Source organism: Desulfovibrio sp. TomC (assembly GCF_000801335.2).
In the GTDB taxonomy this organism is placed as follows: domain Bacteria; phylum Desulfobacterota; class Desulfovibrionia; order Desulfovibrionales; family Desulfovibrionaceae; genus Solidesulfovibrio.
Genome location: NZ_JSEH01000099.1, coordinates 1 through 1193, shown reverse-complemented (window position 1 = coordinate 1193; position 1193 = coordinate 1). Strand labels below are relative to the sequence as shown.

The 1193-nt window shown below is 55.1% G+C and carries 1 protein-coding gene; it reads left to right on the top strand.

The genetic code is table 11. The features are described 5' to 3' along the window. Positions 1-68 precede the first annotated feature (68 nt). Positions 69-1177, top strand: a protein-coding gene (locus NY78_RS21695) for an IS3 family transposase (protein ID WP_156181154.1) whose coding sequence is annotated in 2 segments (ribosomal slippage) — positions 69-330 and positions 330-1177 — 1110 coding nt in all. Because the reading frame shifts where the segments join, the coding sequence is not laid out codon by codon here. Positions 1178-1193 lie beyond the last annotated feature (16 nt).

Here is a 1193-nt window from a genome sequence, read left to right as displayed (position 1 = left end):
TAACCCTCCCCTAAAATAGGGCCAGCGAAAAGTTGAGATTTCTGGCAAACCCGCCCCAGGAGGGAGCGATGCGGAAATCTCGATTTTCTGAGACGCAGATCGTCAAGATGCTCAAGGAAGCTGAGGCAGGACGTCCTGTCGCGGATATTTGCCGTGAAAACGGCATCAGCGCGACCACGTTCTACAAGTGGAAGACCAAATACGGCGGCATGGAAGCATCCGATGTGCGACGTCTCAAGGATCTTGAAAGCGAGCACAGCCGCCTCAAGCAGATGTTTGCCGAGCTGAGCCTGGAGAATCAGGCCCTGAAGGATGTGATCGCAAAAAAGTTGTAAGGCCAGACGACAAGCGAGAGTTGATCACATACGTCCACATTGTGCATGGACTGAGTCTTCGGAGAGCCTGCTGTGTTTTTGGTCTGAGCAGGTCTGTGTATGGCTATCAGCCCAAGCCCTCTGAAGATGGGCAAGTGATTGAAGCGCTTATCGGCCTGGCCGAGCAGTTTCCACGATACGGCTTTGGAAAATTGTTTTCGTTGATGCACAGGCAGCAGCCGACTTGGAACCACAAACGGGTCTACCGGGTGTATTGCGCCTTGAAGCTGAACCTGCGCCGCAAGGGCAAAAAGCGGCTGCCGTCAAGGCATCCCGAGAAGCTTTCCGTGCCTATGGCCGCCAACGTGTGTTGGTCGGTGGATTTCATGAGCGACGTACTGATGAACGGACAGCGGTTTCGCACGTTCAATGTGCTTGATGACTTCAACCGCGAGGCGTTGGCCATCGAGGTGGACACGACGCTGCCGGCGGCCAGGATCATCCGGGTTTTGGATCGGGTGATAGCCTGGAGAGGATGCCCGGCAAAACTCCGGTTGGATAATGGTCCTGAGCTTGTGTCCGTGACCTTGGCCGACTGGGCCGAGCGCCACGGCGTGGAGTTGGAATTTATCGAGCCGGGCAAGCCCACGCAGAACTCGTATATCGAGCGGTTCAACCGGACCTTCCGCCATGAGGTATTGGACTTCTATATTTTCAGCAGGTTGAGCGAAGTCAGAGAGATCGTGGACGATTGGCTGAAGCAGTACAATGAACAACGGCCCCATGAATCCCTCGGAGACCTTACCCCCTCCGAGTACCTCGCCATCAACTCGCAGGAGGTCTCAACTTTCGACTGGCACTAAGAACGGGAGGTTTACA